Origin of the sequence: Mesorhizobium sp. WSM4904 (genome assembly GCF_029674545.1) — a bacterium.
Taxonomy (GTDB): Bacteria; Pseudomonadota; Alphaproteobacteria; order Rhizobiales; family Rhizobiaceae; genus Mesorhizobium.
Map to the genome: position 1 here is coordinate 1,518,821 of NZ_CP121354.1, position 22,818 is coordinate 1,541,638.

Genomic DNA, 22,818 nt, shown 5'->3' on the forward strand with positions numbered 1-22,818 from the left:
GATTGAAAGCTTCCAATCGCGTCCTGATCTAAAATAAAAGGAACCGCTGGATGCAATATAGGCGCTATATCGAGGGCCTTAGGGCCGTTGCTGTACTTCCGGTCGTACTCTTTCATTTCGGAATTTCGGCGATCCCGGGTGGCTTTAGCGGGGTCGATATCTTCTTCGTCATCTCCGGCTACCTAACCAGCGGAAGCCTCCTGGATGACCTTGAACGCGGCCAATTTTCCATCGTCAACTTCTACTGGCGCCGTGCCCGGCGCATTCTGCCGGCGCTCGTCTTTGTGATGCTTCTCACCTGCATTGCGGCATTGTTCATTCTTCTGCCACCGGATCTGCGCGGATTCAGTCTTAGCATCATAGCTACCTCGACCTTCTGGTCGAACGTTTTCTTCTGGAAAACGTCAAGTTACTTCTCTATCGATGCCGCGCTTCTACCACTGTTGCACACTTGGCCGCTTTCCGTAGCGGAGCAGTACTACATCTTCGCACCAATCCTGATGTTCCTAATCTATCGCTACATCGGGAAGCGCTGGCTGACGACACTTCTTCCGATAATTCTCTGCAGCTTCGTAGTGGCGGTGATGGCGACATCGCTGGCACCCACCGCCGGATTCTATCTGCTGCCGACCCGAATCTGGGAACTCATGTTGGGCGCCCTGCTCATGCTCAAATGCCCCTCGCCGCTGGGCAACCGACTCCTGATGGAGTCGGTGGGGGTGGCCGGATTTGGCCTTCTCGCCATCGGGTTCTTCGCGATTTCGGCGAGTGATCCGTTCCCAGGCTACAACGCCTTGTATCCATGCATCGGAACGGCCCTTCTGATCTATGTTGGCCAAAATACCCCCTCGACGGTCGCCACCCGCATGCTCGAAGTCAGGCCGCTGGTCTGGATTGGGCTCATCTCGTATTCGTTGTATCTTGTTCACTGGCCTCTCAATGCGTTCGCGCACTATCTTTCGTTCCAAAAACTCGATCCGTTGATGACCGGTGCGATGTTGGTGGCAAGCCTCGCATTGGCTGCATTCTCCTGGAAGTTTGTAGAGCAGCCGTTTCGACAGAAGAGGGCCTTCACCTCCCCGGGGCCTATCTTCGCCTTTTCAGCGCTCGCGATCGTTGTCCTTTGTGCCGGCGGAGCGGCGGGGGCGCTCGGCAACGGCTTTCCGCAACGGTTTCCGGACTATGTCCAGCGGCGCATTTCCGTCGGGGACTGGAGGAATGGCATCTGTTTCAACGAGGGCACCAGCCGGATCGAAAGCTGGAATATGGAGGATTGCACGCGCACCAGCGGTTTTCCAACAACGGTTTTTTTGTGGGGCGACTCCTTCGCCGCGCACTATGTTTCCGGCTTGGGTGCTAACATAAATCGATTGCAGGCGAACATCGTTGAATATACGTACGCCAGCTGCGCGCCGATACTCTATTACTACCCGTACGATCGTCTTGATTGTGTCCGGTTCAATCGCAAGGCCTTGGACGTCATCTTGGAAGCGGACATCAAGACGGTTATCCTCAGCGGTAGATGGAGTGACTATGAGGTCAGAGGTTTCGACGGTCTTCAGCAAACAATCGCTACGCTTCGTGCCCTGGGCGTGCGCGTGTTTGTCATCGGCCAGTCTCCGCAGTTCCCAACTGACGTCCGGAAAATTGCGTTCTTCGCCAAGCGCCAAAATCTGGACGATACGTCCTGGCCGATCGCGATGGACCCCGACGTCAACGAACGTGTGCGCTCATTTACCAAAGGCGCCACATTCATCGATCCGCTGAAATTCCTGTGCAGCGCAGGACGCTGCGCCTATTTCGATAGAGGAGAGTTTTTATATTTCGACTATGGTCATTTCTCTTCAGCCGGCGCCACACTGGCAATCTCGAAATACTGGCCGGCTTTTGGCAAGGACAATGCTCTTCCTAAGACGAAGTAGCGGCTCAGCGGCTGACAAGCACCAGTACGGGTCCCAGTGATAGCTCCTGCTTCCGCAGCAGCCGCGACGATGGAGCTGTTCAGGTTTAAGGCCCCCCGATAGTGACCTAGGTGTGGAGCTTCAACAGGTTGTCCTCGATCAGGGCGAGGCGACTGATAGGCGTTTTTGACTTTAGGCTGCCATGTGGACGATGCCAATTGTATCTGTGCAGCCAGACAGGCAGTTCGGCGGCACGATGATCGGATGTCGGATAGGCAATGGCGTAGGCCCATTCGCGCAGTGCTGTCTGGATGAAGCGCTCGGCCTTGCCATTGGTCTTGGGCGTATAGGGTCTTGTCGTGACGTGCTTGAGGCCGAGATCGCGGCAGGCCTTGGCGAAGGCCTTTGATCTGTAGCAGGAGCCGTTGTCGGTCATGACGCGGGCTATCGTGACGCCGAGGCTGGCGTAATAGGCGACCGCGGCCTTGAGGAAGGCGATGGCGCACTCCTTTTTCTCGTCGGGCAGGATTTGCGAGAAGGCGATGCGGGACGCGTCGTCGATGCAGACATGGACGAACTCCCAGCCGGCGCCGCGCGACTTGCCCTTTGCGGATCGCCGGTGATACGATGGCCGACTTGGCTGAAGCGGCCGAGCTTCTTGATGTCGATATGGATCATCTCGCCGGGATGCTCCCGCTCGTAGCGCCGGACCGGTTCGGCCGGCTCGATATCCCTGAGCCGCGACAGCCCGGCACGCTTGAGAACCCGGCTGACGGTGGCGGGCGAGACGCCGACCTCATGGGCGATGTGCTTGCCGGTCAGCCGCTGGCGACGCAAGGCTGCGATGCGCTCGGCCACGGACTGTTCGGTCAGGCTCGGCATGACGGTGGGCCGCGACGAGCGGTCGACCATGCCGGCCCGCCCTTTGGTCTTATAGCGCTCGACCCAGCGCGCCACGATCTTGGCCGACACGCCATAGACGCGCGCCGCATGGGCTTTGGAAAAAGCGCCTTCTATCACCGATAACGCCATCTCCTCTCGACGCAGCGGTGTGAGACGGGCATTCTTGTGGATGTTCATTCGGACCCTCCGATGGATGCTGAAGCGTGGTAACTCCAGTCTCCTCGGTCCGGTCCGAATGGACAACCTCTCGAAAGCTCACACCTAGGATGGGTGCTGCCACGCGGCTCGGACTCAGCGTGCATTATCACGTAAATGTTGAGAGAATGAATGGCGCCGCGAAGGGCAATTCCAGCCGTCCAAAGCGACAGGCGTGTCGCGGCCTCGACATTGCAGTGGCGCTTACCTAACACGGCCTCACACTGCCCTCTAAACGGCCCCGAATTTGAACTGACGGCCCCTGGCCGGTTCATCGGGCAGGTCAAGGGCTAGGTGTAGTACACAGGGCTCATAACTTTCAGTTTCTAGTTGGTACGATGGGCCGTGGACGGTCGATGCAGACTTCAAGATGGCGAACGAAGCTCTCCATGCGTGCGTTGTCGAGGCAAGTGCCTTTGCCATGCTCGCGACTGGAGAGATTTCAAAATGAGCCTTGTAAGCGGAGAATGCCGCCGACGCTGTTCGGCTTGCTCGTGCCCTTGACGGCGGTAGGCTCGGCAGGGCCGAGGCCAGAGTTGCCGTAGTGGTCGTAATCGACCTCGGCTGTGACCGTGAAGCCGGGAACGACCATGTAGGCGACGTTTGCAGCCACACCAGCATCCTTGAGCTGATCACCCGAGACCTGAAGGTTGAACGAAGTTTTCTCGTCAAACTCGTAGGTGGCGCCCGCCCAGAAAGCCCACTGGCCGTTCCAGATTTTGTACGAGCCGCGCCCATGATTGGCAATTGCGCCGTTTGAGTCCTCGTTGAGACTGGCATTGGAACCGTAGCCGAAGAGTCCAAACAGCGACAGCTGGTTTGTGACAGCGACGTCGACGCGGATCTTGCCGGCAAAAGCTTCGTAATTGCTGTCATAAGCCGCGACGCCGATGATCGAGCCCCAGCCTTGCGTGTATTTCAAGCCGGCGACAACGTGCGGAATATAGCTGTCGATAGTACCGGCTGAGCCCGATCCTTGTTCGAGCGAAATCACAGTCGAAATGCCGTTGCCGGCGTCGAAGTGGTACTGAGCCACGTTGGTGTCGAAGCCGGCCGACGGAACGAGCATACTATCGAGAACGTTGCCAGCGTAGCTTGCAAACGTATCGAAGGCCGACCCCTCCTTGCCAACTCGCAGGCCTCCCAGCTCGACCCAGGCAGAAGCCAGTGCGAGGCCGCTGTTGAAATCATAGTTCTGAGGACTGTCATGCGAGTTAGCGCTGTTGCCAAAATTCACCTGGGTTTCGGTATAGGTCGTCAACGCGCCGAGCTCGGTCTGCTGGCCGGTCCAAGTTTTGAACGTGAAGCGTGTGCTGTTTCGCCAAGTGCCTTGGTCCTCGCCAGTTCTCACGTCCGAGGTTCTTGCGCTGTCATACGATCGGACGTCACCCAGGCCGATATCGTAACGGACATAGCCGCCGATGCGCAGGCAGGTCTCGGTGTTGGGAATATAGGAATATCCCGAGCCGAGGACGTCGCAGATCTTGATGTACTCGGCCGGTTCCCGCTCGGCGCCAGCTGCTCGACCGACGGAAATGGTCATCAGAGCAGTTAAGCCGAGAAGAGGACTCTTGATGTACATGTCTAGATCTCCATGAAGGAATAAAAAGGATAGAGGCGAAAGAGCAAGCTTTTCCTCTAAATTTTGTGCGTGTTGTCTCCAATATGTGGACGCCAAAGCGCTTGACACGAGAGGTGAGCCAGCGTAAAAGCCACATGTACTTATAATAGTGTTTTCTGCTAGGAGATTCATTATCGTTTACATGTGAAACACTCCGGTCGGACCGCTGCAGCTCTCCGAATAGAGCAGCAAGCGACATGCCAACCTGAAGCGTAGATGCGGCCGACACCAAAATCGGGCCGACGCGCCTTCGTCTCGCTGGAATCACTTTTTTTGAGGGTCACTGCGAAAAGAAATGTGCGACACGGTTCGCCATGTTCGATATGTGACAGTCTCGTTTAACAGCGACGGCTTCCCGTCTGACCGCAACGGAGGCCGCGCCATCCGCTACCGAGAAGGATCACTGCGCGTACGCTCCGCAAGGGCTGCGCCAGGAACAGAGGGCGTGCACGTCCGAGGCGTCGCATGGTGGCCGCAGCACCTTTTCGCCGCTGTAAGTTCGCCGTGCAGGTACATTGCGCGGCCGGAAGCGAGAGGGAGCGCACCCTGAAACGGCTGCCTACGGCTCGCCTCGAGTAATTGGCGATGAACAGTATTCTCGAGAACTTAGTCTCGACGGAAAGAGCAACGAAAGGAAGCCGCTTGGACGAGCACGATCCGAAGGAAGAACCGATCGAGACCATTTTCCGCAACGGCACAATCACTGCCGTGGGTATCCTGCTTGCCTTTTCCCTCGGCTTCCTCACTCATTGGGCCGCGAACCCCTTGCCATGGCAACTCTACGATCTGTTCGCCGTAGTGCCGATCCTGCTCGGCATCGCACTGCAGATGAGAGCGCTGTCCATGCTGCTCGACATGAGTTCCTTGCGGCGCCCCATCTACGAACGCGCCAATCGCATTTTCATGGTCGGCCTCATCCAGACCGCGTGTGGCGTCGGCATGGCCATCTTGGTCGATCTTTTCGGGATATCGGTAGGGGGCACGCTGCCCGGCGCTTGACGACAAGCCACACCGCTCTTCGCTCGAAGCGACGTCAAGCCGGGGAACCTTGTGCACCCCCTAGCGGCGTCCTCCTTTCATCAAATGAGCCGACGTCAGCTTTAGAGCGTCTCGGTGGCTAAAGCCGGTATGGTTTTTCGGCCGGCAGGGAAGGCCGCTGGCTGGACCTGGATGGCGTCTGAACGAGGCTTGACAGGTCCGTTGCGTCGGACATGAATTTCGCATTGCAAAGTTCTTCCGCAGACGCCTCAAGCACACTGCACTGGCGTCACGTACTCAGACGTTGAATGCGGCACCGCACCATCACCTCAGGCGCAACCATGGCACGCGCGCTCCCCGGCGTGGTTGACCCCATCCTGTCCAAACGAGACTGCGACATAAGCGGGACGCACTGACTTAGGTCAGAGACCAGGACGAGCGCGCAACGAAAGAATGATGGATGAGCGACGTGGGATGACAGCTCCTTGCACACCTCAATCCTGACAAAGTACCGGGACCCCCGGCCGCCTTGGTATACCATCTATCCGACTGTGCCAGACTTCTCTGCGGCAGTTGGTGCTGACGATTATGAGGAATGGCTGGGGGGCCTCCCGGCCGACGAATCGGTGTCGCTCTATTTCCACATTCCGTTTTGCCGATCCATGTGCTGGTATTGCGGCTTCCCTACCGCGGTCATCCGTCGCAACGGCCCGATCCTTAATTATTTAGCGGTGCTGCGTCAGGAGATCAGTTTGGTGTCGGAGCAAGTGCGGCAAGGGCTGCCGGTGAGCGATGTGCATTTCGGCGGCGGAACGCCTCACCTTATCGGGCCAGCCGAGCACTTGGCGCTGATGGAATTTCTACGCCGCCACTTCGCTTTCAGCAAAACTGCTGCGATCGCCGTGGAGATCGATCCCCGAACGTTCACACCGGAAATGGCCGAAGCCCTGGCAGCTAACGGTGTCAACCGCGCGAGCATCGGATGCAGAGCTTTGATCCCGATGTGCAAAGGCGATCAATCGGATCCAGAGTAAGGTGCAGACGGCCGCTGCAGTCCAAAATCTCCGCCGGCATGGCGTTGGCCATATCAACTTCGACCTCATCTTCGGTCTACCGAAACAGACTGTGCAGTCCTGCATCCAGACCGCGATGGCTGCGGTCGCCATGCGCCCCAACCGGCTTGCGGTGTTCGGATACGCGCATATTCCTTCCGTGATAAAGAATCAGCGCCTAATCGAGCAGGCAGGTCTACCGGACGGCGATCTTCGCGCCGAACAGGCTGCAACTGTCGCCGAGACACTGGTTGGCGCTGGCTACCGGGAGATCGGGCTCGATCATTTCGCTCCGCCGGACGACGAACTTGCGCTAGCGCCAGAAGACCGGGCGCCTACGGCGTAATTCGCTGGGATACTCGGCCGATACTTGCAAAACGTGATCGGCTTCGGCGCGTCGGCTATTGGCCGAGTCCGCGAGGGGTATGTTCAGAACGAAGTAACACGGGATTCTTACGCCCGGCACATCGCAAGTGGACGTCTGGCGACATCAAAGGGTCACCGTCTGACCGACGATGACCGGGTGCGCGCAGCGATCATCGAGCGACTGATGTGCGATTTGGAGGCCGACGTGCCGACCATCTGTGCCGCCCACGAAATCGAACCAGCTCGTTTTCTCGATTCAGTTGAGAGTTTGGTGACGCTGGCTGAGGAGGGGATCCTGGACGTCGAAAACGGCTTCATCCGCGTGCGGCCGGAGCACCGCTTTGTTGTTCGCGCCGTTGCTGCTGCATTCGATGCTTTTCTCGCGAATCGATGAGTTGAGGCCACGACGCCGAAAGGCATCAGACCTTGTTTGGCGCTCGTCGGCATGGGCTCTCGCAGAAGACTCCGCAAGCGTATGCAGGGGACTTCCACTTGACGCCGCGTTCACCATCATCTCGCCTGGGTGCGCGCGAAAGCGCACAACCCGGAGCACGCTGCTCTCGGTGTGAGGCTGTGCTCTGCAAAGCACCGGTGATCCACCCTGTCCCTGGACAGCAGCTTGATGGCGTCATCTTGGAGGACGAGAAAAGATTGTCGAGGTACGGGTACGAATTGCCTCGGTCGTCCGTTCAATCGAAAGCACTGTCTGCGGAGGCACCTCTCCTTCATGCAGTGACAGGAGATGCTGGGCGACTTCCTTATCTGCTGCGGTGAGTCGATGATTTAGGCGGAGAAAGTCCATCCAGGTGGGGGTGCGGAATGTCTCCGTCCAAAGTGACGGTGTTTGCAGATTTCGCTGGAGCGTCCAGTTTCGTGCACCGGCACGGCTCTGGACGTGTCGCCGCGTGCGCATGGAGCCCAGAAAGGCCTCGATATTTTCCTCCGATATCAAATACTCGACCTTGGCCACGATAGGGCCACTTCTGGGTTTCAGATCGAGAGCCACGTCCGGCGGATGAAAAACTGAACTTTCTTGATCGGTTTCTTCCCAGGGACGGACCGGCAACACGATCCCCGCTGCTGCAACCAGCAACAGAGCGCCTGCGGCGCCCTCCAATGCTGAGGTCAAGGAATAGTTTTGCGCGACAGAACCCCAGATCCAGCTGCCAGCAGCCATACCGCCTGCGCTCAAGGCGTAGTAAATGGAGAGCGTGCGGCCTACAACCCACCTTGGGCTTGCCAACTGCACCGACACGTCAATGCCCGTCCAGGTGATAAGCCAACCCGCTCCGCCGAGCGCCAGCGAAATGGCCGCCACAGGAAGCGACGATGTAAGGGCAAGGGAGAGGCAACAGACTGCACAAGCCACAGAGGCGAAGGCCACCAGCCTGTTTTGAGACGTGACCTTCCTCAAGAAGCCGTTGCCCATACCCGCGATGAAAGCACCCATGCCGAAGCCGGCCAATAAGATACCGTAGACAATTGGCCCACTCTTCAACTGATCCCGGACGACGAGGGGGAGCAACGCCAGAATGGAGATGCTTGCCAACCCGAAAAGAGCGGCTCGGGCGGTCGCTGCCCTGATCTCCAAAGACATCGCCGTAAAGCGCACTCCGTCATGAATTGCCGTCGTCATTCTCTCACGAGGGAGAGGCGAAGAGCGGACCTCCCATTTGGTGCGCCATATCGCGCTTATGGGCGCCAGATCACTCACCGCAGCCAAGGCGAAAGCGGCCAGCGGCCCAAAGACGGCCAGGATCACGCCCCCCAAGGCTGGACCAACGCTGCGCACAATGTTGTATCCGACGGACATAAGCGTCACTGCGGCCGGAATGTCGCGTTTGTGAAGGATATCGCCGACCGAAGCGTGCCAAGCCGGATCATTCAAGGCAAAGCCGCAGCCGGCCAGGAAACCTAACCCGAGAATCAGCCAAGGACTGACAAATCCCAGACCCACAGAAATCATCAGCGTCGTCGACGCCGATGCTATCAGGCAGTGTCCCGCAAACATCACCCACCGGCGGCTGAAGTTGTCGGCAATGGCTCCGGCGAAAACTGAGAGGAAGAACACCGGCAATGTGGATGCGGCCTGGACGAGTGCCACCATGAGGTCGGACGCTGAAATCGTTGCCATAAGCCAACTGATGGCGACCGTTTGCACTAGCCAACCGAGGCTGGAAATCTGGGTGGCCGCCCAAATTGAGCGAAACACCTTGTTTCGAAATGGGGCGAGCGTCTTTGAAACGGGCGGTTGGGGATTTTCGCTCTGCATGAGGTATTGCTGGCCTTCGATGAGCGCTGCGATTTGAGCAAGCGGGTCGATACTTAGACATCGCGGAGCACCGCACGGACCCCAGCTCTATGGAGCTTGCCGGCGACTATTTGCGTATTGAGCCATTCTCATAGTCTCATTCATGAGCAGTCCTGTGCGCAAGCATTGCTTTGCTAAATTCCCACCACAAGCGCGCCGCCGCTGAGACCCGCACCCGCTGCCGCCAAGAGGACTTTCTCGCCAGGCCGAAACGGCTGCGCCCGATGGGCCAGCGACAATGAGAGCGGGATCGTCGCGGCGGAAGAGTTGCCATATTCGGCGATCGTCTTGACGATCGAGTGATCAGCGATGCCGAGGTTCCTGCCGACCGCGTCGAAAATGCGCGCATTGGCCTGATGCGGCACGAAACGATCGAGGTCTTGCGGCCTCAGTCGGGCAGCAGTGAGCGCATCTCTCGAGCAGGCGGTCATCATCTCCACGGCCTTGCTGAATACTTCACGGCCGTCAGTGATCGTCATCCGTGTCTGCGCGAGGTCGAGGTCGGCATGGAACGGAGTGTTGCTTCCCCCGGCGGGAATCTGGATTAGCCCGTAGCGCGAGCCGTCGGAATCCACCGAAGCGCCGAGAATGCCTCGATCCGGGTCATCGCAAGGACTGATCACCATGGCGCCGGCGGCATCGGCAAACAGCACGGCGCTGGCGCGCTCGGCCAAATTGATGCGGTGGCTGAGGATGTTGGCGGCGATGACAAGGCTCGCTTTGCCGTGCAGGCGGGTGAACCCGTCGGCGAACATCAGCGCATAGATGAAGCCGGCGCAGGCGCCGGTCAGGTCGATCGCTCCGGCGCGGCCTAGCCCCAGCCGATGTGCGACCAGCGGCGCGCTTGGCGGCAGAAGGTGATCGGGCGTCGACGTGGCGAGCAAGAGTAGACCGACGTCGCCGCGGTCGATACCGGCATTGGTCAGCGCCATGTCGCCGGCAGAGGCGGCAAGGCCCGACAGCGTGTCTTCGTCTGTTGCCCAGAAGCGCGAGCGAATTCCGGTGCGCCGCTCGATCCAGCCGGGCTCAAGCCCGAGCCGGTCTTCGATTTCCGGGTTCTCGACCTTGCGCGTCGGCGCATGATGGCCGAAGCCGAGAACGCGCGACGATAGGTTCATGGCCGCGAGCCGAAGCGTTCGCCGGCCTCCTCTATCGCGTCATAGAGCCCGTCCAATTCGTCGCTGGTGATGCAATAGGGCGGCAGAAGATAGAGGACATTGCCGAGCGGGCGCACCAACAGGCCGCGCTCAAGGAAAAAAGCGCGCAGTTTTGGCCCGATCTCGGCCAGATAACCGGCTGAGCCGGTGCGTAGGTCGAGTGCCGCGATGGTGCCGGTTGTCCGGCAGTCGGTGAAATATGGATTGTCCCGGAAGCGTTGCAGCCCCGCGGCCTGCCTCGCGCTCAAGACCGCGATCCGCTCGGCCACCGGCTCGTCACGCCAGATCTCGACATTGGCAAGTGCTGCCGCGCAGGCGATCGGATTGGCGGTGTAGGAGCTCGAATGGAAAAACGTCTTCTTGCGATCCTCCGAAAAGTGAGCGTGGAAGATGGCATCGGTGGCGATCGTGGCGGCCAGCGGGATGGTACCACCGGTCAGACCTTTCGAGGTGCACAAGATGTCGGGCGAGACGGACGCCTGTTCGCAGGCAAACATGGTTCCGGTGCGCCCCCAGCCGGTCATCACTTCATCGGCGATCACGAGCGTGCCGGAGGCTTCGGCGATCCTCTTCAATTCGGCAAGAACCCAGGCCGGATACATCAGCATGCCGCCGGCGCCAAGCACCAGCGGCTCGACGATCAGCGCGGCTGCGCGCCGGTCGCGGCTAACGGCCTCGAACCGATCCAGCGTTTCCTGCTCGCGCCCGGCGGCCGGGAAGGGGATGGTGTCGACCTCGAACAGCAAAGGCTCATAGGCGGCGTTGAAGACGCCACGGGCGCCGACGCTCATCGTGCCGATGGTGTCGCCATGATAGCTGTGCTCCATGACGGCGATGCGCGAACGCGACGCGCCGATGTTACGGAAATAGCCGAGCGCCATCTTCAGCGCGACTTCGACTGAGGTCGAGCCACTGTCGGAATAGAACACCCGGTGGAGGCCGGCGGGTGCGATGCCTACAAGCGCCTCGGCCAGCCGTTCGGCCGGCTCGTGGGTGAAGCCCGCGAAGATGATCTGGTCGAGGCTCGAGGCGGTCGTCTCGATGGCCTTCATGATGCGGGGGTGGCGATGGCCATGGGTGACGACCCACCAGGAAGAAATCGCATCGAGGATGCGGAAGCCGTCGGCCTTGTGGAGATAGGCGCCTTCAGTCAGCACGATTTCAGGGAGCGAGGGCTCTAGCGCGTGCTGCGTGAACGGATGCCAGACTCGAGACTCCGCCATCAGTCGCCTCCGGCAATCATGGCCAGGTCGAAGCCGGAAATCATTGCATCTCTCAACGTTTCACCCGTCAGCGGACCGAGGTGCGGCAGCCTGCCCAGCTGCGGCACGCCGCCGAATTCCACGATTGTCCTTTGTGTATCGGCCACCTCTTCGCCAATGAAGGCAATGCCGATGAGCGGGATGGAGCGGGCTCTCAGGGCCTCGATCGACAACAGCGTATGATTGATGGTGCCAAGCGCGGTGCGGGCGCACAGTATGACCGGCAGCCGCCATTGTTCGAATATGTCAATGAACCTTGTCTGTCGATTGAGCGGCACCATCAGCCCGCCGGCGCCTTCGATGACGAGCGGTGTCGGCAGGACCGGAAATGAAAGATCGTCGGCCTCGATCGCGACGCCGTCGATTTCGGCTGATCGATGCGGCGACAGCGGCATCGTCAGTCGATAGACTTCGGGCAGCACGCGTCCGTCGGGCAAGCCGGAAAGCCGGGCGACGACCTCGCTGTCGGTCTCCTCGTTGAGGCCCGATTGCACCGGCTTCCAGTAGAAGCCGTCGAGCAGCCCGGCAAGTCCGGCCGAAAACACTGTCTTGCCAATTCCAGTGTCTGTTCCGGTGACGACGATGCGTTTGGTCATGCTGTGGCCAACACTCCGACGAGAGCCTCGACCATGGCGGAAATGTCGGCTTCGTCGACGTTGAGAGTCAGCGAAATGCGCAGGCGCGACGTACCCTCAGGCACTGTCGGCGGGCGAATGCCGCGTATGTCGAAGCCGCGTGCCTGCAGTCCTGCCGCCACCGCCATGGTGCGGCTGTTATCGCCGATCACAAGCGGCTGGATCTGCGAGCCGCTGGGCATCACGCCGCAGCGTTCGGCCAATTGCCGGCTCGCGAAAGCGACACGCTCGTGCAACTGAGCACGACGCATAGGCTCGTCAGACAGAATAGTCAGCGCCTCACGTGCCGCGACTGCCATCAGCGGCGATGGTGCGGTCGCATAGATGAATGGCCGGCACCGGTTGATAAGATAGTCGCACAGTGTTCGCGGTCCGGTAACGAGCGCGCCGGATGCGCCAAGCGCCTTGCCGCATGTGTGGAGCGTGACGATGTTGTCGCGGCCTTCATACGCGGCGGCCAGTCCCCGGCCGTCCGGTCCCCAGACGCCGGTGGCATGCGCTTCATCGACGACGATGAATGCCTGGTACCGATCAGCCAGCGCGACCAGGCTCTCCATCGGCGCACGGTCGCCATCCATGCTGTAAAGGCTTTCGAAGGCGATCCACACCCGCCCCATGCCGCCTTCGGCGCGCCAGCGGGTGATTGCGTCCTCGACAGCGTCGACGTCGTTGTGCGCGGCCAGCTTGAACTCAGCGCGCCCGGCCTGGGCACCCTCATGCATGCTGGCATGAGCGAGCTCGTCGAGGACCAGCAGGTCGCCTTTCTGCGGCAGGGCCGTCAGCAGAGCGAAGTTGGCGATATAGCCGCTGCCGAAGAACAGTGCACGCTCGGCTCCGAAAAATGCCGCTGCGTCCGCCTCCAGTTGCTCATGTTCCGGTGCATTGCCGCGCAACAGCCGCGATCCGGTGGCGCCCACTGGCGTGCCCCGCGCAATCGCCGTCGAAACCGCATCGCCCAGTCTTTTGGAGGCGGCAAGTCCGATATAGTCGTTCGACGAGAAGTCGAGCCCGGCGCGCGGTGCGAGCGTCCGCAACCGGTCCTTGCGCCCCAGTCCCCGCAAGGTTGCGTCATAGCGGGCAAGAATTGCCTCCTTCATTGCGTGGCGAGTTCCATAGGCTCAATGCCGAGGCGCCGGAACAGAAGGGTATCCTTGTCCTCGCCGGGATTTCCCGCCGTCAGCAGCGTGTCGCCGACAAAGATCGAATTGGCGCCGGCAAAGAAGCACAGCGCCTGCGTTTCGTCGCTCATCGCCGTCCTGCCGGCGGACAGCCTTACATAGGATTTCGGCATCATCACCCGCGCGAGCGCAACGATGCGGACGAAATCGATCGGATCGATGGCGTCGGCCGCGGCAAGCGGCGTGCCTTCGATGGGAATAAGCATGTTGATCGGCACGCTTTCCGGCGGCTCGGGCAGGTTCGCGAGCGTGACCAGCATGTCGATGCGATCGGTCTTTTCTTCTCCCATCCCGACAATGCCGCCGCAGCAGACTTTCATCCCAACCGCGCGCACGTGCCCAAGCGTTTTCAGCCGGTCGGCAAAAGTCCTGGTTGAAATAACCTCGCCATAGTAGCGCTCAGAGGTATCGATGTTGTGGTTATAGTAGTCGAGACCGGCCTGCTTCAGGCGAGCAGCTTGCTCAAGATCGAGCATGCCGAGCGTCATGCAGGTCTCCATGCCGAGGGCCTTGACGCCCTCAATCATGGCGACCACAACGTCCATGTCGCGCTCCTTGGGACTTCGCCACGCCGCGCCCATGCAATAGCGCGTTGCGCCGCCATCACGCGCCTTGGCCGCTTCGTCGATGACATGCTTGACGTCCACCAGCTTCGACGCCTTCACACCGGTTTCGTAATGCGCAGACTGGCTGCAATAGCCGCAATCTTCGGGGCACCCGCCGGTCTTGATGCTAAGGAGCCGCGACAGCTGCACTCGGTTTCGATCGAAGTTCTGGCGGTGGATCGTCTGAGCCAGGAACAGCAGATCGTTGAATGGCATGCCGTAGATGGCCTCGGCCTCTTTGCGGTTCCATCGCGGAGGCGTTCCGTCGACCGATTGCATGGTCTGGTTCACGTCGAACTCCGAGTTCATTCCAATCGTCATCGTCAAACCTTTGTTTGCTAGTCCGGTACGCCTTCTTGGCTTTGGGGCGCACTCGCTAAAGGCGAGCTGCGGCACGTCTTTCCAGCACCTCCTACGCCTGCCGAGCTGATGTTGCTCCTCACGCCGTAATCCTCAGTTCAAGTGCTTGCAGATGTTCTGGTGGTCCGGCATGTCCAGGCCGATGTCGAGGATCGGGGCGCTGTGCGTCAGCCAACCCATGGAGATGAGATCGACACCGGTCGCCGCAATCGCCGCCGCCGTTTTCGGCATCACCCGACCGGACGCCTCGGTGATCGTACGGCCATCCACTATAGAAACCGCGCGGGCAAGATCCTCGACCGACATATTGTCGAGCAGCACCGCGTCAACACCAATCGCGAGCGCTGCATCGAGCTGCTTCAGCGTGTCGACCTCGACCTCGACCTTCACCATATGCCCTGCTGCGGCGCGCGCCCGCTCTATTGCTGTGCGCATATCGCCGGCGATCGCGATGTGGTTGTCCTTTATGAGCACGCCGTCATCGAGGCCGAACCGGTGATTGGCACCGCCGCCGACGCGCACGGCGTATTTCTCCAATGCCCGCAGCCCGGGCGTCGTCTTTCGCGTCGATACAATCCTCGCCTTGTGACCGCGCACGGCCTCAACCATGGCCGCTGTGGCAGTGGCAATGCCGCTCAGCCGGCATAAGAAATTGAGGGCCGTGCGTTCGGCCGTGAGCAGGCCTCGTGCGGGTCCGGACAATCTTGCAATGGTTTCCCCGGCCCCAACCTCGCTGCCATCAGGGCGCCAGATCTGGATGTTGATCGCCGGTTCCACGAGAAGGAAGGCATACGAGACCAGATCGAGCCCGGCAACGACGCCCGCCTGCCTCGCTTTGAGCACCAACGTGGCAGTGCAATCATACGGGATAACCGCATCGGTGGTCAGGTCGCCGGATCTGCCCAGGTCTTCGAGGAGCGCAACGCGCACAATCGGTTCGATCAGGGTCGCGGGGAGGGGGGAGAATGAAGTCATATCAAGTGCTCCGTATGGTAGCCCGGCAATCGAGTGCGGCCGCGGCCCGCATTGCGCTGTGCAGTGTCAGCCGTGATGGGCGCACGTTGGCATCGTGGAGCGGGAAATCGGACCGACAGTGCGCGCCTCGACTCTCTTCCCGCCTCAGGGCCGCCGCGGCGATCATCAGTGAGACCAAAGCCGGACCAGAGGCAGCGACACTATTGGCTGCGATCGGCAGCAGGGTCGCCACCGCTTCGCGCATTGCCTCGCCGTCGCGGATGATACCCAGGGCGGCGGAGACAATCGGGCGGACCACGGAAGCGTCTGGTCGTGGAGGGACGAATGTGGAGCATCTGCGCGGTCGCCGGGTATACGACGTGCCGGCAACGCTTTCGGCAACCCAGCTCGCGGTGACCGCCGCTTCGGTGAGCGAGTTGCTGGCCAGGCGGTTGGCGCCGTGCAGGCCGGTACAGGCCACCTCACCGCAGGCCCACAATCCCTCGATGGAGCTGCGGCCGGCGCTGTCTACGGCGACGCCGCCCATGTGATAATGTGCCGCCGGGCGCACCGGGATCAGGTCGGTCGCTGGGTCGATTCCTGCGCTCCGGCACAATTCGGCGATGCCTGGAAAACGCTTGCCAAATCTCGGGCCGAGACTTTGCCGTGCGTCCAGGAATACGCGGCGTCCAACGGCAAGCTGGTGCCAAATGGCGCGCGCTACGACGTCGCGAGGCGCAAGTTCACCGCCAGGTGTGTCGGCGAGGAAGCGCTCTCCTCGCTCATCGATGAGCACCGCGCCTTCGCCACGCACGGCTTCGCTCACCAGCGGCATCGGCCGGCGCGGACCGTCGAGCGCAGTTGGATGGAACTGTATGAATTCCAAGTCGGCGAGTTCCGCCCCCGCCCATGCGGCGAGCGCCAGCCCGTGACCCCATGAGCCAGCGGGGTTTGTCGTGTCGCAAAACAGCCCGCCGACGCCGCCGGTCGCCAGCACCGCGCGACGCGTGGGCAGAGCGAGCGCGCCGGCTCGTCCTGCTGCGACCACGGCGATGACCGACCCGTCCTGCACGACCAGCCGGCGGACCTCCACATTTTCGATAATGGTGATCGAGGCTGTACGCCGAACCGCGGCGACGAGCGCGCGCACCAACTCGCGACCGGTGGCGTCGCCGGCTGCATGCACAATCCGCCGTCGCGAGTGTGCCGCCTCGAGCCCAAGTCGCAACGCGCGGTCAGGGTGCTGGTCGAAGTCGACGCCGAACCTTTGGATCGTCCTAATCGCTTCGGGTGCAGCTCGTACCACTCGCCGCACCGTGGCCTCATCGCAGAGTCCGTCGCCGGCAGCTATCGTGTCGCAAAGGTGAAAATCTGGGCCGTCGTCGCCCCCGAGACTTGCCGCAAGACCGCCCTGGGCAAGTTCACTGCAGGCTCCGGTTCCAAGCGGCGCGTTGGTCAAAAGCACGACCGGTTCCGGCGCCAGATGAAGCGCCGTCATCAGGCCGGCAATGCCGCCGCCGATGACGACCGGCGCCCCCGCGATTTCGCGAACCTCCAGACTCATAGGGAAAGCATGCGCTCGACCGCGCGGCGGGCGGGGCCGGCAATTTCGGGATCAATCCGGACCTCATGCCGGTTCTGCTCGAGTGCGGCGCGAATGTTGGCCAGGTTGATGCGCTTCATGTGCGGGCACAGATTGCATGGGCGAACGAACTCGACGTCGGGATGCGCGACCGCGACGTTGTCGCTCATCGAACATTCGGTCAGAAGGACGACACGCTTCGGTTTCTCACGCTCGACATAATCCGACATCGCCGCGGTCGAGCCGGAGAACTCCGCCTCCGCGACAACGTCTGGTGGGCATTCTGGATGGGCCAGCACGATGACGCCTGGATGGGCATCGCGCAGTTCCCGGATGTCTGCTGCGGTGAAGCGCTCATGCACCTCGCAATGGCCTTTCCAGGCGATGATCTCGACGTCTGTATCGGCTGCCACGTTCCTCGCCAGATATTCGTCCGGGAGCATCAGCACACGCGCCACGCCAAGCGATTCCACCACCGCCTTGGCGTTGCCGGACGTGCAGCAGATGTCGGACTCCGCTTTTACGGCGGCGGAAGTGTTGACGTAAGTAACAACGGGGACCCCCGGATACCGCAGCCGCATTAGCCGCACGTCGTTTGCCGTGATCGATTCGGCCAGCGAGCAGCCGGCGCGGAGATCCGGGATGAGCACGGTCTTGTTCGGATTGAGCAGTTTTGCCGTCTCGGCCATGAAATGAACGCCGGCAACCACGATGATGTCGGCGTCGACCGTCACCGCCTTGTGGGCCAACGCCAGGCTGTCGCCGACGATGTCTGCCACGCAATGAAAAATTTCGGGCGTCTGGTAATTGTGCGCCAGCACCACCGCATTGCGCTCACGCTTCAGCGCTAAGATGGCTTCAATATCGCCGGCGAACGCGGGCCATTCAACGGGTGGGATCACCCGCCGGACACGCTCATACAAGGACGCAGCCATAGGTAACGCCCCAGTCATTGGCGCCTCGATTATATTCGGTTTGACAATAAGGGAATATATCTACCTTGACTATAAGTATGTCAAGCCCGCGCCAGCGGTAATTTTGTCCCGGCGATAGCCCTGTCGTCGAGGACGGCATGCCGGAAGCGATAAAGCTTCGCCGGTCGGCCGCCCGTGTCGAGGGAGGTCTCCCCGGTCTCCTCAACAAGTTCCTGCTGCTCGACCAATCTCCGGAAGTTCGGCTTGTTGATCAGCCTGCCAGCCAAAGCTTCCACGGTTCGCTGCAGTTGCAGCAGCGTGAAGGAAGGCCGCATAAGCTCGAACACGACCGGCCGGTATTTGATCTTCGAACGCAGCCGCGCGATCCCGGTTGCCAGAATACGACGGTGGTCAGCGACCATTGGTTTGCCAGCCGCGGCCGCAATCGCGTCCCTGCCGCCACCGGCCTCCTCAATCAGAGCAGCTTCATAGAGCAACTCGTAGCGTTGGAGCGTGAGTTCCTCGTTCCAATGGCGGTCGTCGAAGCCGAAGGCTATCGCAGCGCGCTGCCGGCGCTCGCGTTGAGTGGTCGGCTCGCTGGCGCCGCCGGCCCACTCAATCAGGCGGGGCCGCAATCTATCGAGCAGCACAGGCGGCGTGCCGAAGCGGTGGTCCTCCCAGGGAAAATATTCGTACCAACTTTGCCAGCCGCACGCGGCCGAGTTCGTTGCCTGTTCCTTCCTGGTCAATGCGAGATAGCTGATTGAGATGACGCGCTGGTGGCGCTCAGTGCCGATGCGATCGCGATCGGCGAAGGTGTAGAGTTGCTCGATGTATCCAAGTGCATGGCCGGTCTGCTGCTCCACCCACCCCCTCAAACCCGACTGCAGTGATCGATGCTCAAGGGCAAAAGGTCCAGAAGGGAGGGTGTCCGCATGACCGACTGTGAGGACACAGGGCTCACTGTCGTTTACGGCGACCACGACGGCAGTCAGGTCCACTTTGGCTTCGTCAGCTTTGACGGCGGCTTTGCCTTTCTTGGTTCTTCTTGTCTGAGGATCCATGTTTGCGAAAGCGGGTTGGCCCAACGGAGCGCCTTAATCGATTGAATGTAACCTTGGAAGCCAGCACGTCAACACCGGAGTACTCAAGCGCTGTTTTTAGCTCTTCGCAGTCGCACAAAAATATGCCAAACGCGACACCCGCTGTTGGTAACGTAAGGGAAGGGGCCTCGGTTGAGCGCGGCTGGTGAGATAAAAGGGATGACTCCTCCAGATATTCGATCGCGAAAAGGCCAGACGCCACTTGTATGCTTGACGGCCTACACCACGCCGGTCGCGAGGCTGCTCGATCGCCACTGCGACATCGTTCTTGTCGGCGACAGCGTCGGCATGGTGCTGCACGGCCTGTCGTCGACGCTGGGGGTCACGCTCGACATGATGATCATGCACGGACAGGCCGTTCGCCGCGGCCTTGAACACGCGCTGATGGTCGTCGACCTGCCCTTCGGTTCCTACGAGGAAAGCCCAGAGCACGCTTTCGGCAACGCTGCGCGCGTGATGGGTGAGACCGGTTGTTCAGCGGTAAAGATCGAGGGCGGCGAGACCATCGCGGAAACCATCCGCTTCCTTACCGCGCGCGGCGTACCTGTCATGGCCCATGTGGGCCTGACGCCGCAGGCGGTAAACACGTTTGGAGGCTATCGTGTGCAGGGCCGGGGAGCCGATGCAGAGCGGATCAGGCGCGACGCCAGGGCGGTAACTGAAGCTGGCGCCTTCTCCTTGGTGCTGGAAAAGATACCGGAGCAGCTTGCACGGCAGATAACCGCCGATATCGACATACCCACCATCGGCATCGGTGCCTCGCCAGCTTGCGACGGCCAGATTCTGGTGAGCCACGATATGCTCGGGCTCTTCACCTCATTTCGGCCGAAGTTCGTCAAACGCTATGCCGAGCTCGGTGAGCAGGCTGAGGCGGCAATCGCCGCTTACGCCACCGATATGCGGAACCGGCACTTTCCGGCGGTCGAACATCTCTATGTCAACGCCTTGAAGGCCGGTGACTTCACATGAGCGTGCCGATCGCTCGAACCGTGAGCGAGCTGCGCGGCGTCGTTGCGCAATGGCGTCGCTCGGGTGCCACGATCGGTATTGTGCCGACCATGGGAGCCTTGCACGACGGGCATCTGAGCCTCGTGCGGAAGGCGCTCGAAAGGGCCGAGCGGGTGATCGTGACGCTGTTCGTAAACCCCAAGCAGTTCAACAGCCCCGCCGACCTGATTGCCTACCCTCGGACGGAAAGCGACGATGCTGCCAAGCTCGCTCTGCTGGGCACGCATCTGCTCTATGTGCCGGACACAGAGGAAATGTACCAGGTGGGCTTCGCCACGGCCGTTTCAGTGTCCGGCATCAGCGAATGCCTTTGCGGCGCATTCCGGCTCGGCCATTTCAATGGCGTGGCGACGGTCGTGGCCAAGCTCTTCCTGCAGGCCGGCGCTGACTTCGCCTTTTTTGGCGAAAAGGATTTTCAGCAACTTCAGCTTGTCAGGCGCTTGGTCCGGGATCTCGACATTCCGATCACTATTGTGCCCTGTCCGACAGTCCGCGAAGCCGATGGTCTTGCGCTATCGTCGCGTAACGTGCGGCTCTCCCCAGCCCAACGCGCCATTGCCCCAAAACTAGCATCGGTCCTGCTCGATACGGCCGAGCGGCTTGCACGCGGCTCCCCCATCCTGCCTACGCTTGATGAAGCGCGTGCAGCAATTCTGGCTGCCGGCTATCGCGAGCTCGAATACCTGGAGCTTCGCGGAGAAACAGACCTGCAATCGTTAGCAAGCCTTGACCGACCGGCACGCTTGCTTGCTGCGGCTTGGCTTGGCGACACGCGGCTCATCGATAACGTCGCAATATCACCCATCGGTAGTTGGTCAGGTGGGCGGAGCTCTCTCCAATCGGAAGCAGCACAGCAATTGCGGTGATGACGGCGGCGCGTCGTATGCCCTGCAGGGACAGGCCATCATTTAGAACCACGTCTCCGTCGGCTTCCAGCAACCTCCGCGAGGTACGCTAAGCGCAGATGCATCGCGTATTTGAAACCTTGGTCGAGCAACTCTCTGCAAGCGTCGATGCCGTCGATCTCCATGAGGCAATGGCGTCCGCCGCAGCCGGGTTCGACTTTCCGCTCTTCGCTTATTTCACCTACCCATCCGCTTCCGGCGACAGGCCGCGATTGATCTCGAATTATCCATCATCATGGACATCACATTACCTGCAACAGCGCTACCACAGCGTGGATCCCGTGATCCTGCGGGGACTGCGGGGCTGGGATACCTTCGACTGGGGTGTGGACCGCGATCACCGTTATTTGCCGACCTCTCAGCAGGAAGTCCTGGAAAAAGCAGCTGAGTTCGGCATTCGCGGCGGACTGACCATGTCGATGCATGATCATCGCGGCCGGTTCGCCGCACTGACCTTCGCCTCCAACGAGGCGCATCCGCCATTTCTGAGGTCGCTGACGCGCTACGAAAAAGCAATGCAACTGGTTGCGATCAACGTTCATATCCATGCCCGGCGCAGGCTCGCCGAAGATTGCGTGGTAGATGGCATAATGCTCACCCGGCGGGAGTTCGAGTGCCTGAAATGGGCGGCGTGCGGCAAGTCGGCCTGGGATATCAGCCAGATTCTCGGTGTCTCGAAACGCACCGTGACCTTCCATCAGGAAAACGCCAAGGCGAAGCTTGGCGTGCGAACCATCAACCAGGCCGTAGTGCGGATGGCTGCTCGGGCGAGATCCTGATCCTCTCCAAGTCTAGCTGTAAAGGTCTACAGGCTGCATTCATGACGGCTTTGCCCTTCGATTGCGTGGACACATCCCGCACGGAGACGACAATGATGCAGCTGATAACACCCGACTGCTACGCCGAGTTTGCGAGCGAACTCAAGGAAATGCACGGACTTAGGTATCGGGTTTTCAAGAAGCGGCTCGATTGGGAAGTGCAGACCGAAGGCGAAATGGAAACGGACTCGTTTGACAGCCTGAACCCCGTCTACCTGCTTCTCAAGGGGTCCGATTGGCGAACTTGCGGCTGCGTCCGCCTTTTGCCGACCACCGGACCGACAATGTTGCGCGATACGTTTCCGACGCTGCTGGATGAGATGGTGGTCCCTGCGAGTGCCGATATCTGGGAGAGTAGTCGTTTCGCGCTCGATCTCCCTGCGACAGCGCCGAAGGCAGCTGGCGGCCTGGCCCAAGCAACCTACGAGCTCTTCGCGGGGATCATCGAATTCGGCTTGGCCAACAATCTCTCCGGGATCGTAACGGTGACAGATACGCGCATCGAAAGGATCCTTCGTCTCGCGACCTGGCCGTTGTCACGTATCGGACAGCCCAAGCAGGTCGGCAACACCGAGGCAGTCGCCGGCTTCCTCGATATTTCCTACGCCAGTCTCTTGCGCATCCGCTGGAGGGGACGCCTCAACGGGCCGGTGTTGTGGCAACCAGTTCTCATCCAATCGGCATAGCGCCTGCGGATGCTCAGCCGTGACTTGAGTTAAGTCTGCTCACGGCCGCCACCGCCGCCGTGAGGGTGAGCGGACCCGCCCCACGAGCTTTCGACTGTTCCGGTCGATTGGCTCGCGCGGCCGGACTTTGGATTTCCGTAGGCGCAACCCGCAGTCCAGCGTGAGCACGCCAAAATGGCGCCCCTCCGCTTCGTCCAAAGAAGCCAACGTGGCTTCTGAGGTCGTCTTAGAATATTGGACCGGCCGCCGTGAGCGATCGCAACCTCAAAGCTTTGCCGGTATGCCGGTTTGGCCGGACCGTCGGCCAGTCGGAGCAGTCCCCCG

Annotated in this window: 17 protein-coding genes and 2 pseudogenes; 7 read left to right on the forward strand and 12 right to left on the reverse strand. The window is 60.7% G+C overall.

The genetic code is table 11. The annotated features are described in order from the left end of the window. Positions 1-50: 50 nt before the first annotated feature. On the forward strand, positions 51-1,922 hold the full coding sequence (locus QAZ47_RS07105) for an acyltransferase family protein (protein ID WP_063169260.1): 1,872 nt from the start codon (positions 51-53) through the stop codon (positions 1,920-1,922). Positions 1,923-2,028: 106 nt separating this feature from the next. Here the strand turns inward: QAZ47_RS07105 and QAZ47_RS07110 are convergent. Both QAZ47_RS07110 and QAZ47_RS07115 read right to left on the reverse strand, forming a co-directional pair. Continuing rightward, positions 2,029-2,981 (reverse strand): annotated as a pseudogene (locus QAZ47_RS07110) (IS481 family transposase). Positions 2,982-3,441: 460 nt separating this feature from the next. Then, positions 3,442-4,581 (reverse strand): porin, encoded by a 1,140-nt coding sequence (locus QAZ47_RS07115; RefSeq protein WP_063169258.1) that lies wholly within the window; start codon positions 4,579-4,581, stop codon positions 3,442-3,444. 681 nt (positions 4,582-5,262) lie between these two features. Between QAZ47_RS07115 and QAZ47_RS07120 the strand changes: the two genes are divergently transcribed. After that, positions 5,263-5,619 carry a hypothetical protein gene (locus QAZ47_RS07120; RefSeq protein WP_024505577.1) on the forward strand — a complete coding sequence of 119 codons (357 nt, stop codon included), beginning with the start codon at positions 5,263-5,265 and terminating at the stop codon, positions 5,617-5,619. Positions 5,620-6,083: 464 nt separating this feature from the next. Next, positions 6,084-7,410 (forward strand): annotated as a pseudogene (gene hemN / locus QAZ47_RS07125) (oxygen-independent coproporphyrinogen III oxidase). 234 nt (positions 7,411-7,644) lie between these two features. Here the strand turns inward: hemN and QAZ47_RS07130 are convergent. The 10 genes from QAZ47_RS07130 to QAZ47_RS07175 form a co-directional block, all read right to left on the reverse strand. Beyond that, a complete protein-coding gene (locus QAZ47_RS07130) occupies positions 7,645-9,288 on the reverse strand; it encodes an MFS transporter (protein ID WP_063169257.1) in 1,644 nt (547 codons plus the stop codon). Positions 9,289-9,461: 173 nt separating this feature from the next. After that, the gene (locus tag QAZ47_RS07135; protein ID WP_063169256.1) at positions 9,462-10,445 is read right to left on the reverse strand and encodes a beta-ketoacyl-ACP synthase III; all 984 of its coding nucleotides are present in this window, start codon (positions 10,443-10,445) and stop codon (positions 9,462-9,464) included. Continuing rightward, positions 10,442-11,707: an adenosylmethionine--8-amino-7-oxononanoate transaminase gene (locus tag QAZ47_RS07140; RefSeq protein WP_063169255.1), complete on the reverse strand. Its 1,266-nt coding sequence runs from the start codon at positions 11,705-11,707 to the stop codon at positions 10,442-10,444. Before QAZ47_RS07140 ends, QAZ47_RS07135 begins: the two co-directional genes overlap by 4 nt. Next, complete coding sequence (gene bioD / locus QAZ47_RS07145) at positions 11,707-12,342, reverse strand: dethiobiotin synthase (RefSeq protein ID WP_063169254.1); 636 nt, start codon at positions 12,340-12,342, stop codon at positions 11,707-11,709. The genes QAZ47_RS07140 and bioD overlap by 1 nt, the downstream gene beginning before the upstream one ends. Beyond that, the gene (locus QAZ47_RS07150) at positions 12,339-13,478 is read right to left on the reverse strand and encodes an 8-amino-7-oxononanoate synthase (protein ID WP_024505572.1); all 1,140 of its coding nucleotides are present in this window, start codon (positions 13,476-13,478) and stop codon (positions 12,339-12,341) included. Before QAZ47_RS07150 ends, bioD begins: the two co-directional genes overlap by 4 nt. Next, positions 13,475-14,443, reverse strand: coding sequence for a biotin synthase BioB (gene bioB, locus QAZ47_RS07155; RefSeq protein WP_224570943.1), 969 nt, complete (start codon positions 14,441-14,443; stop codon positions 13,475-13,477). The genes QAZ47_RS07150 and bioB overlap by 4 nt, the downstream gene beginning before the upstream one ends. Positions 14,444-14,617: 174 nt before the next feature. Further along, positions 14,618-15,499 (reverse strand): carboxylating nicotinate-nucleotide diphosphorylase, encoded by an 882-nt coding sequence (gene nadC / locus QAZ47_RS07160; protein WP_063169252.1) that lies wholly within the window; start codon positions 15,497-15,499, stop codon positions 14,618-14,620. Between the two features lies 1 nt (position 15,500). Next, complete coding sequence (locus QAZ47_RS07165) at positions 15,501-17,042, reverse strand: L-aspartate oxidase (protein ID WP_063169251.1); 1,542 nt, start codon at positions 17,040-17,042, stop codon at positions 15,501-15,503. Beyond that, positions 17,039-18,013 carry a quinolinate synthase NadA gene (gene nadA, locus QAZ47_RS07170; protein ID WP_063169250.1) on the reverse strand — a complete coding sequence of 325 codons (975 nt, stop codon included), beginning with the start codon at positions 18,011-18,013 and terminating at the stop codon, positions 17,039-17,041. Before nadA ends, QAZ47_RS07165 begins: the two co-directional genes overlap by 4 nt. 62 nt (positions 18,014-18,075) lie before the next feature. Beyond that, a complete protein-coding gene (locus QAZ47_RS07175; RefSeq protein ID WP_024505567.1) occupies positions 18,076-19,038 on the reverse strand; it encodes a membrane protein in 963 nt (320 codons plus the stop codon). Positions 19,039-19,209: 171 nt separating this feature from the next. Here QAZ47_RS07175 and panB point away from each other — a divergent pair, with 171 nt between their 5' ends. From panB to QAZ47_RS07195, 4 genes are all read left to right on the forward strand, one after another. Continuing rightward, on the forward strand, positions 19,210-20,046 hold the full coding sequence (gene panB / locus QAZ47_RS07180; protein ID WP_063169249.1) for a 3-methyl-2-oxobutanoate hydroxymethyltransferase: 837 nt from the start codon (positions 19,210-19,212) through the stop codon (positions 20,044-20,046). Continuing rightward, complete coding sequence (gene panC / locus QAZ47_RS07185) at positions 20,043-20,951, forward strand: pantoate--beta-alanine ligase (protein WP_063169248.1); 909 nt, start codon at positions 20,043-20,045, stop codon at positions 20,949-20,951. Before panB ends, panC begins: the two co-directional genes overlap by 4 nt. A gap of 98 nt (positions 20,952-21,049) precedes the next feature. Next, positions 21,050-21,769 carry a LuxR family transcriptional regulator gene (locus tag QAZ47_RS07190; protein ID WP_063169247.1) on the forward strand — a complete coding sequence of 240 codons (720 nt, stop codon included), beginning with the start codon at positions 21,050-21,052 and terminating at the stop codon, positions 21,767-21,769. Positions 21,770-21,861: 92 nt separating this feature from the next. Further along, on the forward strand, positions 21,862-22,494 hold the full coding sequence (locus QAZ47_RS07195) for an acyl-homoserine-lactone synthase (RefSeq protein ID WP_063169246.1): 633 nt from the start codon (positions 21,862-21,864) through the stop codon (positions 22,492-22,494). Positions 22,495-22,818: the final 324 nt, after the last annotated feature.